Origin of the sequence: Hyphomicrobium sp., assembly GCF_047600905.1 — a bacterium.
Lineage (GTDB): Bacteria > Pseudomonadota > Alphaproteobacteria > Rhizobiales > Hyphomicrobiaceae > Hyphomicrobium_B.
This window is the reverse complement of sequence record NZ_JASGKD010000001.1, coordinates 653145-669396: the sequence shown is the minus strand read 5'-3', so window position 1 is coordinate 669396 and position 16252 is coordinate 653145. Positions and strand designations below refer to the sequence as shown.

16 protein-coding genes are annotated in these 16252 nt (G+C 61.7%); 8 read left to right on the top strand and 8 right to left on the bottom strand.

From position 1 onward, the window contains the following. Positions 1-2: 2 nt before the first annotated feature. The 3 genes from miaA to QM780_RS03410 form a co-directional block, all read right to left on the bottom strand. Positions 3-941, bottom strand: a complete 939-nt coding sequence (miaA, locus tag QM780_RS03420; RefSeq protein ID WP_415069086.1) for a tRNA (adenosine(37)-N6)-dimethylallyltransferase MiaA — start codon at positions 939-941, stop codon at positions 3-5. A 74-nt stretch (positions 942-1015) separates the two neighbouring features. Next, positions 1016-2284, bottom strand: coding sequence for a carbohydrate porin (locus QM780_RS03415; RefSeq protein ID WP_415069084.1), 1269 nt, complete (start codon positions 2282-2284; stop codon positions 1016-1018). Positions 2285-2599: 315 nt separating this feature from the next. After that, positions 2600-3289 (bottom strand): hypothetical protein, encoded by a 690-nt coding sequence (locus QM780_RS03410; RefSeq protein ID WP_415069082.1) that lies wholly within the window; start codon positions 3287-3289, stop codon positions 2600-2602. A gap of 205 nt (positions 3290-3494) precedes the next feature. Here QM780_RS03410 and QM780_RS03405 point away from each other — a divergent pair, with 205 nt between their 5' ends. Then, positions 3495-3947: a pseudoazurin gene (locus QM780_RS03405; protein WP_415069081.1), complete on the top strand. Its 453-nt coding sequence runs from the start codon at positions 3495-3497 to the stop codon at positions 3945-3947. A 205-nt stretch (positions 3948-4152) separates the two neighbouring features. Continuing rightward, entirely contained in the window at positions 4153-4338 is a 186-nt protein-coding gene (locus tag QM780_RS03400; protein ID WP_415069080.1) for a hypothetical protein, read from the top strand. Positions 4339-4377: 39 nt separating this feature from the next. Here the strand turns inward: QM780_RS03400 and QM780_RS03395 are convergent, their stop codons facing one another. Next, positions 4378-6324, bottom strand: coding sequence for an ABCB family ABC transporter ATP-binding protein/permease (locus QM780_RS03395; RefSeq protein ID WP_415069079.1), 1947 nt, complete (start codon positions 6322-6324; stop codon positions 4378-4380). Between the two features lie 124 nt (positions 6325-6448). On the opposite strand from QM780_RS03395, the gene QM780_RS03390 reads away from it, so the two are divergent. Beyond that, on the top strand, positions 6449-8098 hold the full coding sequence (locus tag QM780_RS03390) for a hypothetical protein (protein ID WP_415069078.1): 1650 nt from the start codon (positions 6449-6451) through the stop codon (positions 8096-8098). A gap of 4 nt (positions 8099-8102) precedes the next feature. Here the strand turns inward: QM780_RS03390 and QM780_RS03385 are convergent, their stop codons facing one another. Beyond that, entirely contained in the window at positions 8103-9794 is a 1692-nt protein-coding gene (locus QM780_RS03385) for a LysM peptidoglycan-binding domain-containing protein (RefSeq protein ID WP_415069077.1), read from the bottom strand. 211 nt (positions 9795-10005) lie between these two features. On the opposite strand from QM780_RS03385, the gene QM780_RS03380 reads away from it, so the two are divergent. From QM780_RS03380 to QM780_RS03365, 4 genes are all read left to right on the top strand, one after another. Next, complete coding sequence (locus tag QM780_RS03380) at positions 10006-10677, top strand: TIGR00730 family Rossman fold protein (protein WP_415069076.1); 672 nt, start codon at positions 10006-10008, stop codon at positions 10675-10677. A 29-nt stretch (positions 10678-10706) separates the two neighbouring features. After that, positions 10707-11372, top strand: coding sequence for a hypothetical protein (locus tag QM780_RS03375; protein WP_415069074.1), 666 nt, complete (start codon positions 10707-10709; stop codon positions 11370-11372). A 92-nt stretch (positions 11373-11464) separates the two neighbouring features. Next, positions 11465-12442 carry a methylmalonyl Co-A mutase-associated GTPase MeaB gene (gene meaB / locus QM780_RS03370; RefSeq protein ID WP_415069073.1) on the top strand — a complete coding sequence of 326 codons (978 nt, stop codon included), beginning with the start codon at positions 11465-11467 and terminating at the stop codon, positions 12440-12442. A gap of 93 nt (positions 12443-12535) precedes the next feature. Beyond that, positions 12536-12676, top strand: a complete 141-nt coding sequence (locus QM780_RS03365; protein WP_415069072.1) for a hypothetical protein — start codon at positions 12536-12538, stop codon at positions 12674-12676. Here QM780_RS03365 and corA read toward each other — a convergent pair. Next, positions 12654-13652 carry a magnesium/cobalt transporter CorA gene (gene corA, locus QM780_RS03360; protein ID WP_415069071.1) on the bottom strand — a complete coding sequence of 333 codons (999 nt, stop codon included), beginning with the start codon at positions 13650-13652 and terminating at the stop codon, positions 12654-12656. The genes QM780_RS03365 and corA overlap by 23 nt on opposite strands. Positions 13653-13896: 244 nt before the next feature. Then, positions 13897-15297, bottom strand: a complete 1401-nt coding sequence (locus QM780_RS03355) for an APC family permease (RefSeq protein ID WP_415069070.1) — start codon at positions 15295-15297, stop codon at positions 13897-13899. A 315-nt stretch (positions 15298-15612) separates the two neighbouring features. On the opposite strand from QM780_RS03355, the gene QM780_RS03350 reads away from it, so the two are divergent. After that, positions 15613-15861 (top strand): CDGSH iron-sulfur domain-containing protein, encoded by a 249-nt coding sequence (locus tag QM780_RS03350; RefSeq protein ID WP_415069069.1) that lies wholly within the window; start codon positions 15613-15615, stop codon positions 15859-15861. 180 nt (positions 15862-16041) lie between these two features. Here QM780_RS03350 and QM780_RS03345 read toward each other — a convergent pair whose 3' ends face one another. Further along, positions 16042-16245, bottom strand: coding sequence for a hypothetical protein (locus QM780_RS03345; protein ID WP_415069067.1), 204 nt, complete (start codon positions 16243-16245; stop codon positions 16042-16044). Between the last annotated feature and the right edge of the window lie 7 nt (positions 16246-16252).

Here is a 16252-nt window from a genome sequence, read left to right as displayed (position 1 = left end):
CGCTAACGCTGAATAAATGCGAAAATATCTCGCATAGATCTTTCCATTTCTTTCGTTTTAACCGGCATCCAAGAAATCATGTGACTTTTAAGCCAAGTTTCCTGCCTTTTGATGTACTGGCGCGTCTCTGCTTGTGCCGCCTCCACGGCGCCGCCGAGATCGACTTCACCCCTCGAATATCGAATCAACGGCTTCACCCCGATCGCCCGCATCGCCGGCAGCCCCTCATCGAGTTGCATATCCGATAGAGCGCGAACCTCCGCCATCGCCCCTTCGTCGATCATTCGGGCAAATCGCTGGTCCGCACGGGCATGAAGCTCCGCACGCTCGACACTTACGACGAACCGAAAAGTCTCGGCCTCACGCAGGACCGGCCCCCCCTTCAGCGCCTGCCATTCCGCGAGCGAGCGTCCCGACGATTCCAAGACCTCGAGCGCCCGCACGATCCGCTGCACATCGGACGGCTGGAGACGGGCCGCCATGACCGGGTCGCGCCGCGAAAGCTCCTGGTGCAGCGCTTCGGCTCCATAGCCAGCCGCCTCGTTTCGCCAATAGGCGCGCACGTCTTCGCGCACTTCGGGAATTGGCGACAGACCTTCGAGCAATGCTTTGAAATAGAGCCCCGTGCCACCGACGATGATCGGACGGCGGCCTGCCCTCCGCGCCTGCGCGATCGCCTCCGCCGCGTCGCGAACGAAACGTCCTGCCGAATAGGCTTCTCTCGCCGGCACAAACCCGTAGAGCGCATGCGGCGCGCGGGCTTCATCCTCCGCCGACGGCCGCGCCGTCAAAACCCGCAACTCGCTATAGACCTGCATGCTGTCGGCATTGATGACGGTGCCGCCGGCCCGCTCCGCGATTGCGAGCGCCAGCGCCGACTTACCGCTGGCGGTCGGTCCCGCGATCAGAATGGGCCAAAGATGCTTGTCGACGCTGCTCATAAAAACGCCTCCTAGCGCTCAGGCACTAGGAGGCGCAAGTCAGACGGTAGAACTTGCTTTCTGCCTCAGGCCGCTCAGTAGCTGACCTTCAGACGCGCGCCCCAGACGGCCGCGTGATTGACGTCGGTAACCGCACCCGGGTTCCAGAAGTACTGGAAGTCCGGCGACAGCGAGATGCCATTGCGGATCTCGGCGACGTAGTTGAGTTCGACGACCGATTCATAAGTCTTCAGTTCCGAAGGATCGGTATTCACGAGGTCGTCCGAAATTTGGCCGTATCCGAATGCCGCGCCGAACGTATCCTTGGCGCGTCCCGGCACGAAGCCGCTAAACAGGATGCCGGTATCGAAATAGAAATCCATCGGGCTTTGCGCCGTCGGACTTCCCGAGATGCGGCCGAACACGCTGACGGATTTGTCTTCGCCGGATTTGAAGATCGTCTGGTCGATGATGCCGTAAATGCCGTAGTCGCTGTTGACGCCATTGCCGGATTTGAAGTCGACGTAATAGCCGTCCGGCGCGTTGAACTGCTTCCAGCCGCCGACTTTGACCGTGCCTTCATAACCGATGTTGTACTTATAGGCGCCTTCGAGCAGCATCAGCTCGCCATCACCGAAGCGGAAGTCGGTACCGTGCCGGTTAGATTTCTGCGCATCTTCCGCGAACGGATCTGCCGGGCTGCCGTTAAAGACGGCGCCGATAAGGGTCAGACTGTCGTTCGGCGTGTACGTCACGACCGCGCCCATCGAGGTCAGCGGATAGCCCGGACCGCCCTGGATCGTATTTGACGCCAGAATGCCCGGCCAACCGAACGTACCGTTGAGGAAAACGGCCGCCGTATCGCTGATGAAGAAGATCGTGTCGGCGGCAATCGAGCCTAACTTAACCTTCAACTTGTCATCGAGCAGCGATTGCTCGAGCCACAGCTCGTCGAGTCGCACCGTCTCGAAGCCTTCGAGGTTGCTCACCGCGAAGATGCTTCCCGTCTTGTTCGTCGGACCATCGCCGTGAACGTAGAAGGCGTTGGCGTGGATGGTCGCGCCCTTCCAGCCCAGCAGCTTTTCGAGATCGAGATCGGTGTAGACCTCGATCAAGCCGTTGTAGGTCGAGCCGCGCGACAGGCCGCCCGACGTCACGTCGTAATATTCGCCGGTGTAGTTGAGGCCATATTTGATGCCGGAGGCCGCAAGCGAAGCACGGGCCGCATCGAACGGCATATCCTGCGCGATGGAAAATTCCGGAACGCCGTTATCGGGCTTGTCCTCGGCTCGGGCCGCGGTCGCCGTAGTCAGCGCCCCCAACACCAAAACCGGCAAAGCGCCGGCGCGTAGTTTCGATCCCATTTCAGTCCCCCAATTCCCTCCGGACCGCTACGACCAAGGTCGAGCAGCTCTCGGACCATTGAACCTGCCTCCCGGCCCAATGCATTGAACAGAAGATACTTGACAGACCTAGTCAACATTAGAGTGACGAAATTGTATTAATTGCCTCGTCTTACGCGGAAAGCTGTTGCCCAATTGCACTTCCAGCCCGTCCTCTTCAGAGTAAAAACCCTGCGACGCCCGAGTAACCGGGAAGAGTTTGCAAGAATGGTCAGGCAATCTTTTTCTGATTCCCGCCGGTGTCGGAGCGCTCTCCGAATTGCGTCAGTTATAGCGTCAGCTGATGTCCGCCTCGTTTCGAGGACCGCCGGAAAACGGCAGCTCGCGCCCCGTCCATCGCCGCCATACTTCGGCAACGCGTGGCCGGAGGCTTGCCCAGCCTTTCCGGATTTCCCCCTGCACGCGCGCCTTGACGATGCGCCCGTAACGCCATGCCCACGATGCGCGGATCTGGGCGTAGAGCGCATCCTTCCACGGCACGAACCGGTTGTAAGCTGCCGCGAACCAGCCGATCTGCATCAGCGCCGGCTTCACCAGAATGAAGATGCGAGCGATCAGCGCCGTCGAGGCGATCTTGGCGCCGACGAACAGCAACGTCGCCGAAAAGAAATGTTCGTTGGCGAGCAGCCAGATTGCCAGCAGCTTGAGTGGAAAAAGCAGCGAAGCGGGTAGCGCCAGCGCCACCAGCGCCGCGTAGGGCGGCAGGCGCGCCAGCAGCCGCTCCAGCGCTGCGATCGGCGCGAAGGCCGCCAGTCGCCCGATCAGGTTCGAAAGCGGCCGCCAGCCCCATTCCTCGAACAGGATGATGAGCGCGGCGATGATATTGAGCGCCGCGATCAGCGGTCCGCGCACGATGCGCCATGCCGTCCTGATCAGCTCTCGGGCGGTCCAGATCGCGATCACCGTACCGCGCCAGACGGCGGCAAGAACCGCCTTTGCCGTCTCTTTCAAATCGTCCGTAGTCAATCCGTCGGCACCTGCTCAAGGCCGCAAATCGCGGCGTTTTGAGAAGTGTAACACTCAGTTCTGAACCGGGGATAAGTTTCGCCTGCACAATCTGTTGCACCAACTTTTGGACAACGGCAGACGCGTCAAAACGGCGCTTGAGACCACGCCGAACTTATTCTATACATTTTTTGTAAACAAAAAAAGGCCGGGGCGAGGAAACGAAATGAAGCTGATCCATCAGGTTTTGATGGCAGGCGCCATCACCCTGGCCGCCGTCGCCATTCCCCATAGCGCAGGTGCCACCGAGCACATCATCGAAATGCGCAACCAGGACAATGCCGGGAACCGCATGGCGTTCGAACCGGGCTTCGTAAAAGTCGAAGTCGGCGACACCGTGAAATTCGTGCCGACCGACAAGGGCCACAACGCCCAGAGCGTTCCGAACATTTGGCCGGAAGGCGTGCCGGAGGTGAAAGGCGAATTCAGCCGAGAGGTCGTGTTCAAGGCTGACAAGGACGGCCTGTATATTTTCAAATGCCTGCCGCACTACGGCATGGGCATGGTCGCGCTGGTGCAAGTCGGCAAACCGGTCAATCTCGACGCGGTAAAGAAATTCGTGGCGACCGGCATGGCCAAGAAGCGCCTCGACGGCGAGATCGCGAAAGTGACGCCGTAACGGAATCGAGTTGAGCCGAAGTTTTCCTGGAAGAGCTTCGGCAAAGCTCGTGCTAACCCCGAGATGGGTCTCCCGGCCCCAGATCTCGGGGTTAGCTTTATCTAGCGTCACGTCATCGCCGCGCAGGCGGTCATCCACGGAATCCGAAGCAACTCCCGGCGTCGATCGAGCTATCCTCGGCAATGAAACCCCGAGGACGATCCCGATGGCCTATCTTCTCGAAGAACATCGCCCGATGCCGCTGGCCGTCGACACGAAGCACACCTATCTCGGCAATGGCGACGTCTTCGTCGGCCGCGCCCTCGCCATCCGCTTCGCAACGCGCGACGAAGCCGAAACCAAACGCGCCAAACTGCCCAACCCCGACAACTGGATCATCGTCGAAGCCTAGCTGTCATCCTCCGCGTTAGGCCGACGATCTCCAGCGCGTTCAATCCGTCCCCGTTCTCTCGAACGCGATATCATCATCCGACGGATCGAACCGCGACAGAGGCTCGCCGGCTGCTTCAAGCGCCTGCGCCAGATCCTCGCGCGCCTTCTCCGCCTGCCGCTGACGCGCCCACAGGCTTGCGTAAAGCCCGTTCTTGGCGATGAGCTCCGCGTGCGTTCCCTGCTCCGCCACCCGCCCGGCCTCGAACACCAGGATTTTGTCCGCATGGACGATCGTCGACAGCCTGTGCGCGATGACGACCGTCGTGCGGTCCTTCGAAACGCGGTCGAGCGCGTCCTGGATCTCTTTTTCCGTGTGGCTGTCGAGCGCGCTCGTCGCTTCATCGAGCAGCAGGATCGGCGGCGACTTCAAAATCGTTCGCGCGATCGCAACCCGCTGCTTCTCGCCGCCCGAAAGTTTCAAGCCGCGTTCGCCGACCATCGTATTGTAGCCGTCCGGCAAAGCCCTGACGAAACCGTCGATCTGCGCCAGCTTCGCCGCCGCGTAAACCTCGTCATCCGTGGCGTCCGCACGGCCATATTTGATGTTGTAGAAGATCGTATCGTTGAACAGCACGGTATCCTGCGGCACGACGCCGATCGCCGCCCTGAGCGATGATTGCGTCACGTCGCGGATATCCTGTCCGTCGATCAAAATCCGCCCGGCCGTCACATCGTAGAAGCGCAGCAACAGCCGGCCGATCGTCGACTTGCCCGCGCCCGAAGGCCCGACGATCGCAACCATGTGACCGGCCGGGACATCGAATGAGACGTCCTTCAGAATGACCCGTCCCGGCTCATAGCCGAACCGCACCTTGTCGAAACGGATCGCGCCGCCGGAAACCGCGAGCTGCTTTGCCCCGGGCCTGTCTGCGACTTCCGGATTCTGTTCGAGCACTTCCATCATGCGCTCGATGTCGGTGATGCCCTGTTTGATCTCGCGATAAACCATGCCCATGAAATTCAGCGGCATGAAGAGCTGCAGCATAAGCAGATTGACCATCGCGAAGTGGCCGACCGTATCCTTGCCCGCGACGACGTCGTTTGCCGCCATGACGAGGCAGATCGTCAGCGCGATCGTGAAGATGACCGCCTGCCCGGAGTTGAGCACTGCAAGCGACGTATAGGTCTTGATGCTCGCCTTCTCATAGCCCGCCATCGACTTGTCGTAGCGTGCCGCCTCTCGCTCTTCCGCCCCGAAGTATTTGACAGTCTCATAGTTCAGCAGACTGTCGATCGCCTTGGTGTTGGCGTCGGTGTCGCTCTCGTTCATGGCGCGCCGGATCGACAGCCGCCAATTGGTGGCGCGGATCGTGAACCATAGATAAGCGGCGATCATGCCGACGATCGTCACGATATAACGCCAGTCGAACTCGTAGGCGCACACCGCGATGATCATCAGGAACTCGACGATCGTCGGGATCAGCGTCATCAGCGCCATGCGGCTGATGTTCTCGATGCCCGTGCGGCCGCGTTCCAGTACGCGCGTCAAGCCGCCGGTCTTGCGTTCGAGATGGAACCGCAGCGACAGCCGATGCATGTGCTCGAAAGTCGAAAGCGCAAGCTTGCGCACCGCATGCATCGCGACGCGCGCGAACATGCCTTCGCGCACCTGCACCAGGAGCGACATCACGATCCGGGCGATGCCGTAAAAAATCACGGCCAGCACCGGCGCGCCGATCAACCACGGCAGCGTCTGGCTCGACGCCACATGCCCGCCCGACGCCGCCACCAGCGCATCCGTCGCCCACTTGAGCGTGAACGGCACACTGACGGTCACCGCCTTGGCGATAACGACAATGACGAACGACCAGATGACCGTCCACTTCAGATCCGGACGATCATCGGGCCAGACGTAGGGCCACAGCGCCCTCAGAACCCGTGATGTTTCGGTGGAAGGAACGAAGCGCGCCAAAAATGCGCGCGGAATAGCGGAGGAAAGTTGCATCCGCTGTGAAATAGGGGTCCCGGGCGCGATTGTCTACGTGAAGTTAACCGCGTTCGCCGGAACCGCCCGATGCTGAACCGGCCTTAACCCGGTTTTACTAGAACCGGCATTTTCTGGCTTTTCCATGCAGCGCCTCGGGCTCCCCGCTTCCCTCTGGTGGTTTGTCATCACCGCCGCAGTTTATGCACTTCAGGTATTCCCGATCCCGGGAATTTTCCTGATGATGTTTGCCGCTCCGTTCTGGTCGGTTTTGACGATCAACGTCGGCTTCCTGTCGTTGGCGCTCGAAGCGCTCACCCGCCGCATCAACCGTATCTGGCTCATCGCGCCCGTCGCCTGGTTCGCTGGATATGCGCTGCTGACGCTCTTCAGTCACGCCGAGGTTTGGAAACTCGAAAAGCAATTCGCCGCCTACAACGCCAGCCAGCATCTTGCATTCGATGGTCACAACCAGACCGTCGTATTTCCTTCACGCGGCTTCAACTTGCAGAACGGCGCATCGGAACTGGTCCAAAACTACGACGTCTCGTCCGCGTACCAGGAATCTCAGGGCAACAAGATTTCGGGCTACCTCGCCTATCGGCTGGCTCCGAATGATCTCTGCGACAAGGTCCGCGCCAACAGCGCCTATCGTGAAGCGGGAATTTCAGCTTGGGGTATCCATGATCGCCCCTTCGGCGAACGGCAACGAAAGCGAGTCGAAGGCGTTTGCGTCCTCCGACTGCCCGAGGAACCGCAGCTCGAACCTCTCTTCCTCTCCGAAACAAGCGAAGACGTGCGCAGCTTCATTTTACCATATCGGCTTGTGAAGACTACGATCGAGCACGGCACCGAAAGCATTACGCTCTTGTCCGGACGTGCAAGTCCACTCACTTGGTTCCCTATTCCGGTGATGGGATGTGCCCTCATCGATAGCTCGTCGAGTTGGGACTGCGTTGTTCAGTTCTGGCGCTCGTCTGTTGAGATTCCGCACCCGGACGGAACGGCATCGACGTCGGTGTCGACCGTCGCGACCGCGCTTGGTCTCAAATATTCGCCCGTCGCCGAACGGATAACGGCCATTGACGCTGCGAGACTGCCGAATGTCGACAATGTCGTCGACGATAGCATTCAGCGCGCGACCGCAACGATCGACAGCGTCATCGCCAACCCCGCCCAGCGCATCATGCGCTCGGATGTCCGCGGCTTGGATAAGCGCCCCGACATCATCGCACCGCGCGCCGAAAAGATGGGCGAAGCAGTCCGCGGCGCGCTCGACAATGGCTTTTTAGAAACGGCGAATGTTCTTGAAGACCTTCTCGCAATTCTCCCATCCGATCAATTCGACCCGGTGGCCCGTACCCTCCTGGCGGACCTGAAACAGAGGCGTAGGGTCGATTACAATATGGCGTCTGAAATGTTTGTTGCCCGATTAGGCGATTTCGGTGCGGATGCAATTCCGGTACTGCAGCATCTTGCATTCGAGGTCGATGCCTTTCGTCGCCGCGCAGCGCTCGTCGGGCTATGCCGCGCGGGACCAGTGGCGGCACCGCTCGCCGACCGCATCAATCATATCCTGACGACGACGTACCGAGGCGATAATTCGCACGAACCGGCCTTCGTCGCGTTGCTTCGCATCGGACGCCGTGATCTCGCGGAGCAAGACCCTCACGCCGATTCCGAATATCGCAACCGCGACTATAAAAACTGGCTCGCCACGGTCACACCGGACAGCCCCGTCAGCATTTGCGACACGTTCCGGCTCTTTCCCAAGGATGCCAGCATCAAAGGCTGAACTGTCACCCACGCCGCCGCGGCAGATAGAGCTTCTGACACGGATAAATCCGGTTCGGACTGCTGAGAACGTCGCGATTGGCGCGATAAATCCGCATGAAATAAAGCCCGCTTCGGTAATGGCGAAGGGCGATCCTCCAGAGCGTGTCGCCGCGCGCCACCACATACCGGCCCGGCAGGAAGATTTTGCGCCCCGCGAACCGGCATTGCCCCTGTCGCGCCCGCCGCACCCAGCGCTGAACGACCGGCCCATGCGCGACGTGCCGGGTATTGCTCGCGTGACGAACGAGCTGCGCCTCGTGCGGCTGCGACGGCGCCTCCGGCGTCTTGGGAGGAGCAGCTTCAGCCGAGGCCGCTGCCTTGGCCGCGGCAGACTTCGCTGCTTCTTCCTCGGCGATGCGCTGTTTGTCGGCAGCTTCCTTTGCCTCAGCTTCTTGCGCGGCCTTTTCTTCGGCGGCTTTCGCGGCGGCGGCTTTTTCGGCTTCTTCCTGGGCAAGCCGCTGCTTTTCCGCTTCGGCCTGTGCAGCGGCTTCGGCGTTGGCTTTTTCTTCCGCCGCTTTGGCTGCCGCGGCCTTCGCCGCTTCTTCGTCGGCGATACGTTGCTTCTCTGCCGCTTCGCGCGCTTCGGCTTCCTGTTTCGCTTTTTCCTCAGCGGCTTTCTCTTGCGCGGCCTTTTCAGCGGCCGCTTGTTCCTCGGCAGCCTTGGCAGCCGCGAGCCGCGCGGCTTCCTGTTCGGCAGCAACGCGCTTTGCATCTTCGGCCGCTTTCGCCGCCGCATCCGCCAACGCACGCTGATGCTCTTCTTCCTCACGGCGACGCTTTTCGGCAGCCGCCTTCTCTGCAAATTCCCGCTCTTTCGCGGCCTGAGCTTCTTTCTCGGCCTCAGCCTTCGCCTGGGCTTCGCGCGCGGCGGCATCCTCCGCGGCCTTCTTCGCTTCGGCTTCTTTCTGCGCCTCGACCGCCCGCTTGGCCTCTTCGATGCGCTTGGCTTCATCGGCCTTGCGCTGTTCTTCAGCCAGACGCTGCTGCTCCTCGATCCGCTTGGCCTCGGCTTCGAGGCGCTCGCGCTCCTTGCGCTGTTCTTCGGCAAGAGCGGCAGCCTTGGCCGCGTCGTCTTCGGCCTTCTGCTTCACTTCGTCGGCCAGCTCCTGACGATGCTTGGCTTCCGCCGCGAGCTTCGCCTGCGCCGCCTTGATCGCTTCGTCCGCGCGCTTGGCAGCAGCCTCGGCGTCTTCTTCCTTCACCTCTTCGAGCTTGCGGGAAATGTCGTCCCCGCCTCCGCCCGGCGGCGCAACCGACAACCGCCGGATGATGACCGCCTGGAATTCGCGATTGGCGCGCGCCAGCCAGTCCTGCAGCCGGTCCAGGATGCCGAGTTCCTTGGTCGCCCACGGCGTCGGCTCCTGGCTGCCGCCGCTTTCGGCCGGCGGCTGCTCTTTCGGAGCATCCTGCGCTACGGCGAAAGACGGTTGCCGCGCCGCTTCCAGCGTGTCGTCGTCGTTGAGCGCGACGACGGTCCGAAAATTCCTGTCGATAACCGCCTCGCCCGCGGCCGGTTCGGTGCTTCGGCGTTCGATTGCCGCATCGAGCGGCAACGACAAAAGCCCCGCCGCGACCAAAATGCCCGCAGCCGCCCCGGCCTGCGCGCAACGAAGCGCGGTTTTCCCTGCCGAAACCGTCGGTTCCCCGTCCTTCATAACATCGCCTTGTAGCCGCTATACGAACCTAAGCACACGTCTCCACGCGGAGCCAAGCCCCGCCAGGGCTGGCAAATGCGATTGGGCATGAGGCGTGACCTGTTGCTCACAAGCGGCGGGTCGGCGGCACTAACGATGGTCGGATGCACACCTGGGCAGCGCGCGGTCGCGGCACTAAATATCAGCTTTGATAGTCTGAGAACGAAATCGAATGAACGAAATGACCAAAATGCCGGTCGACAGGCCGGCCAACGATAAAAACGCCAAAGCCGAGGCAAACCCAGCAAAGGCAAACCAGATCGAAAGCGTCTGCGTCTACTGCGGTTCCGGCAAGGGCGTCGACAGCGCCTACGCCATCGCAGCGCGAAAACTCGGCAAGACTCTCGCCGACAACGGCATCCGCCTGATCTACGGCGGCGGCAGCCTCGGGCTGATGGGTGAAGTCGCGCGCGCGGCGCTTGGCGCCGGCGGCAAGGTGACGGGCATCATCCCCGAGTTTCTCGGCAGCCGCGAGCACATGCTGAAAGACGTCGACGAGTTGATCGTCGTCGAGAACATGCACGTCAGAAAGCAGCTGATGTTCGACCGCGCCGACGCGTTCGTTGCGCTTCCCGGCGGCATCGGCACGCTCGAAGAGCTGGTCGAGCAACTGACCTGGTCCCAGCTCGGCCGCCACTCAAAACCGATCGTCGTCGCCAACATCAACGGCTTCTGGGATCCGTTCCTGAACTTGCTGGATCACATGAAGGCGGAAACCTTCATTCGCGCCGGCCTCGATGTGCGCTTCACGGTCGTCAATAATGCCGAAGACATATTGCCCGCGATCAAGCCCCATGCTGAGACGGAGAGGACGTCGGATGACAGCATAAGCAGGCGCTTCTGATCTGCGCCTCCGGGCAAAGGAAATCTGACTTGCGGCCGAACCGTCGGATTTTCGCGATCGCACTTTGGCTGCTGGCGCTGGCCTCTGGCTTCGTCGCGGAAACGGCAATCACGTCCGCCGACACCGTCATCACCATCTCGGCCGCGGGTCAGAAGCTCTCGCAAAAGCTCGACAGCTTTCACGTCGAGGATCTGTGGCCCGCGCATCTCCACGTCAATTGGGAAACGGGCGTCCCCGACGGCAAGCCCGAGCATGGAACCGGCGTGCATACCCATTGCAGCGCCTTCGTCGCCTCTGCCGCCAAGCAGCTCGGAGTCTATATCCTTCGCCCGCCCGAGCACGGTCAGGTCCTCCTGGCGAACGCTCAAAGCGATTGGCTCGCGAGCGAAGGCGCAAGCCACGGCTGGCGGCACCTCAAGGATGGATCGGAAGCTCAGAACGCCGCCAATCAAGGCAATCTCGTCGTCGCCTCCTATCACAACCACCACGACGACAAGCCCGGCCATATCGCCATCGTCAGGCCAAGCAGGAAGAGCGCGGCGGCCATCGCCGAGGAAGGCCCCGACATGATCCAGGCCGGGGGCCACAACTACAATGTCGTCAGCGCGAAAAAGGGTTTCGCGGGCCATCCAGCCGCCTGGCGCAACAACGAGATCGAATACTACGCCCACGATCTCCAGTTCGGACCGAACTAGTCGCGCGCCTTGGCGCCACGCCATCTCGCGGCATCCTCACCAAAACCACGCTCCTCCGTTGCGTTCCGGGCCTATCCCTCTTATCAGCGCGTATGGCCAAAACGACCACAGAATCGCCTGCTCCCCCCGCCCGCATCAGCGACGCCGACATCCCGGGTTACATCGCCCGCATGCGGTCCGGCGAACGCCGTGCCATTGCGGCCGTCATAACGGAATTGGAACGCCTTTCTGCAGCCGCTCCGGGATTGTTGCGCGCCCTCCAGCCCCACCTCGGCCACGCCCTCGTCGTCGGCTTCACGGGGCCGCCCGGCGCCGGCAAATCGACCCTGGTCAACGCCGTCATCGCCCACCTGCGCGAACATGGCCGGACGGTCGGCGTGATTGCCGTCGACCCGTCGAGCCCCATTTCCGGCGGTGCCATTCTCGGCGACCGCATCCGCATGACCTCGGCTCTCGACGACGACAGCGTGTTCGTCCGCTCGCTGGCGTCGCGCGGATATCTCGGCGGACTTTCACCTGCCGCCGTCCGTATCGTCGATGCGCTTGACGGCGCCGGCTTCGACATCGTGCTGCTCGAAACCGTGGGCACCGGCCAGAACGAGATCGACGTCGCCGAAGTTGCCGATATCCGCGTCGTCATCGCCGCGCCGGGACTGGGTGACGACATCCAGGCCATGAAATCCGGGCTGCTCGAGATCGCCGACATCATCGTCGTCAACAAGGCCGACCGCCCCGGCGCCGAGCAGACGATGCAGCAATTGATCGGCGCGCTCTCGATCCGCGCCATGCAGGCTGCGAAAGTCCCTGTGCTGAAAACCAGCGCCATCAATGGCGACGGCGTCCCGGAACTGGTCGGAGCCTTCGATGCCATCGGTAAGCGCGTCGCCGCCAAGGGAGCGATCGACCGCCGTCGCCGCCGCGCCCGCTATCTCATCGCCCGTGCCGCCGCCGATATCGTCGCCGCCCGCATCAAATCCGGCGGCAAGGACGGCCTCGATCCGTTGGCCGACGCCGTGCTGTCCGGCACCATGACGCCGGACAACGCCGCCCGCCGCCTGCTCGAATCCTGATCCGTCATCCTCGATGCGGTGAGCATCGCTCTCCACATTTCGTCAGCCCGGCGAAGGCCGGGATCCAGTCAATGATCAAAACCGTAGCTGTGGATGTTTGCCTGGGTGCCGACCTTCGTCGGCATGACGCTGCTGACAGATGCGTTCGTATGCAAACCACCGTCATCGCATTGGCGGCCGGAGCGCGGCATGCGCGGCGCCGATGCCGACATCAAAGCCACCGTCGGCGCTTGAAGTAGAGATACGGCAAGATCGCCGAGACGACCATCAGGCCCAGCGCCCACGGATAACCGAAGAACCATTTGAGTTCCGGAATATCCTCGAAGTTCATGCCGTAGATCGACGCCACCAGCGTCGGCGGCAGGAACACGACCGCCGCCACCGAGAAAATCTTGATGATCTGGTTCTGCTGCAGGTTGATCAGCCCCAGCGTCGCATCGAGCAGAAAGTTCACCTTGCTCGACAGGAACGTCGCCTGGTCCGTCAACGCCACGACGTCGCGGTAAAGCACCTTGATGCGCGCCTTGGCTTCCTTGGTGCCTTTCTTGTCCGCCTGCTGATCGAGCGTGGTATGGTACGTCAGCACGCGATTGATGCTGACGAGACTTTCGCGAACCTTCGTCAACAGATCGCCGTCCTGGCCGATGCGCTCGATCGCAGCCTGCAGTTCGTCGCTCGACGGCGCCGCTCGCTCCTTACCCTTGCGGAACACCTGCCGCGACACGTGATCGATGCCCGCGCCGACGCGTTCCAGCGCATCCGCCATCCGGTCGAGCAGCGCTTCGATCAGCCCCATCATGATCTGCTCGCCGTTTCCCACTGGCACGGCATTGGCCCGCTGCGCCCGGGCGACGAAATTCGCGAACGCCTTGGGCTCGGCATATCGCATCGTCACCAGCGTGCTGCCCTTGAGGACGAACGTGATCGGTGACGTGAACGGCTCGTCGGTCTCAAGCTGCGAGGCAGCCGTCAACGTCATGAACTCGGCGCCGTCTTCCTGATAAAGTCGCGCCGAAACTTCGATCTCCTGCATCTCCTCGCGCGTCGGCAGCGAGATCGCGAGCAACTGCTCGACCGTCCGGTTGTCCTGCGGAGCCGGATTGTAGAGGTCGATCCACACGGCCTGCGCGAGGCCAGCCGCGCCCTGCTCGGGGGGGCCTTCGGAGGCCAGGACGAGATGCGAATTATCGCGCCGGTAGCTGCGCATCATCGGTATGGGGCCCTTTCTCGTTATCGGCTGCCGCGCAACCGAACGAGCGGCCCGCGGTCAGGTGTGCTGGAGGGCTATTGGCGAAAGCGAAACGTCACTGCGACTGTCGCAGTCCATTGTTGATCGTCCTCGTGTGCGCCCGGCCGCAAGGCCAAGCCGGCGCGAACCTACCTCCGGCGCCGGCCTTTTTCCAGTCGGCGCCGCCTGCGGCAGAAATGTTTTTGTGTGACGGTCCGTTGACCGCTTACGCGGTCGCCAGCCGGCTGTGCTTGATCGAATAGCCGAAGTAGATCACGAGCCCCGCGGCCAGCCAAAGGATGAACCGCAAATGCGTTTCATACGGTAAGAACGCGATGAGCGCCCCGCACGAGATGATCCCGAGCGTCGCGAAAAGAATCCCGAACGGCATCTTGAACGGACGTGGCATGTCGGGATGCGAGCGCCGCAGCACGATAATGCCGCCGCACACCAGAACGAAGGCGGCCAGCGTGCCGATATTCACGAGTTCGGCCAGAACGCCAAGTGGAATGAGCCCGGCCATGATCGCCATGATCACGCCGGTCAGAACCGTCGTCCGCACCGGCGTCTTCGTCCGTTCGTTGACGACACCGAAATAGGGCGGCAACAGCCCGTCGCGCGAAACGCCGGTGATGATGCGCGTCAGACCGTAATAAAGCACGAGCATCACGGTCGTCAGCCCGAAGATGACGCCCGCCGCGACCAGCCCCGCAGCCGCGTTGTGGCCGATGCGGAGCAGCGCTTCCGACGCCGGCGAAGACACGTTCAACGCCGTGTACGGCACGATCCCCGTCATCAGGGCCGACACGATGATGTAGATGATCGTACAAAACCCGAGCGCGGCCAGAATGCCAATCGGGACGTCGCGTTGCGGGTTACGTGCTTCCTCGACCGCGGTCGATACCGCATCGAATCCGACGTAGGCAAAGAAGACCAGCGATGCGCCCGCCAGAACGCCGATCGGCTGTCCGTCGGCGTTATGCGCGAACCAGCCGAACGGCATGAAGGGCGACCAGTTCGCCGGATTGACGTTGAAGGCAGCGACGGCAATGAAAATCGCGACCGCCAGAAGCTTGATCATCACCGCGGCAGCGTTGATCCGCGCCGTTTCCTTGACCCCAATGATCAGCAGCACCATCAGAATGAGAATGATGACGATCGCCGGAACGTTGATGACGCCGCCCGCGAACGGCCCTTTGGTGTAAGCCTCCGGCAACCCAATCCCGACTGCGGTCAGCGCATTGTTGAAATAGCCCGACCAGCCGTTGGCGACTGCCGCAACCGATACGCCGTACTCGAGGATGAGGTCCCAGGCGATGATCCAGGCGATCAGCTCGCCGAACGCCGCGTAGCTATAGCCGTACGCGCTTCCGCAACCGCCGACCGACGAAGCAAGCTCGGCGTAGGACAGCGCGGCAAACGCACATGCGATGCCGGCAACGAGGAAGGACAGCACCACCGCCGGCCCCGATTGCGTCGCAGCCGCATGTCCCGAGAGCACGAAAATGCCGGTGCCGATGATCGCGCCGATGCCGAGCAGCGTCAGGTCGAAGGCGCTCAGCACTTTTCTCATGCCGAAATCGTTATCGTCGTAGGCAACGGCTTTCTTGCGAAAGAGATTGGGCATGCGAACGGATCCCCTCATTAAGGTCTGTGCCAGGTCCCCACGGCGCACAGAACGTATCGAGCCGGCCGATAACCCCACCGCCGCGCGCGCCGAACGCTCCACGCCGGCCGGGAGCTTCGCCCAGACCCATGCCGATGTCTATGACCAGTTTGCCGAATAATTTAGCCAGCCCATAAGTTAGGCAGCTTTCCGAGCTGGCGCAGGACGTCGGCACCGCTCTCCCTTGCCCCGACGCCCCAAACCCGATAGCGAATTCCGGACTTTTTTCACGCGAGCCAGGGGTTTCCAGCCCCAAGCCAAAGATGGAGCATGCACATGGCCGACCCCGACGAGGCAGTCGTCGCACAGAAGGGCCCGTATCAGGTCGAACTCACCGAGGGTCAGGAATACTGGTATTGCCGCTGTGGCCGGTCGAAATCTCAGCCATTCTGCGATGGCTCGCACGAAGGCACATCATTCGAGCCCATGCCCTTCGTCCCCGATCGGACAGGCACGTTCAACCTCTGCGGCTGCAAGGCAACCGACGACGAGCCCTATTGCGACGGCACGCACAACGTCCTGTGAGGCGGCCCCCGCTCCGGCGGCTTTCGGCTTTGACGCCGGCGAATGTTTTCCACAGCCCATAAAAAAAAGCCCGCCTCGCGCGATCGCTCGCACCGGCCGGCTTCGATCATATGGGAACTGATCGAATGAAAGGAGGGGGTCGTGTTGCAGGCTTTCTCTCGCCTGCGGTATTGGCGGAAATCAGCGGCCTTGCGAGGCCAGCATGCATTCCGTCATTAACTGTTTTTCAAGCTTCGCCAATTCGTCGGGAATATCCCGGCCCGAATGCCGAAATTCGCTGATTCGTTCTTTTACCAGTGCATAGCATTGGCGCGGATCGTCTTCTGATTGTTCCATTTGATGGACCAAATCAGCGAATTCCCCGCTGCCCATCTGTTGCGACATGTGCTTC